A 244-nucleotide genomic window follows, 5' to 3' on the forward strand; every position below is an offset into this window, starting at 1 on the left:
GATTTCAGGTTGTCCTTCGCTTCGCGCGGGGTATGCCCCTTACTGCTGCCTTTACCCATTCCTCACGCTCCAGAAACGACAAAACCGCCCGCAGGCGGTTTCACATAAAACGTTTTTCATCAACGACCAATCACCACAACCTGACCACCATCCCCTTCGTCTGCCGTGCTGATCTCCTGAGAAACCACGCGTGACCCCACGCGCATTTCACCGTACAGAACCGGCAGAACATTGCCCTGGGCAA

General features: G+C 55.3%; 1 protein-coding gene. It reads right to left on the minus strand.

From position 1 onward, the window contains the following. Positions 1 to 119: 119 nt before the first annotated feature. A partial coding sequence (locus tag HEN21_RS22785; protein ID WP_072095190.1) for a phage tail protein occupies positions 120 to 244 on the minus strand: 125 nt, incomplete at its 5' end.

Source organism: Escherichia sp. 93.1518 (genome assembly GCF_013368915.2).
GTDB lineage: Bacteria > Pseudomonadota > Gammaproteobacteria > Enterobacterales > Enterobacteriaceae > Escherichia > Escherichia ruysiae.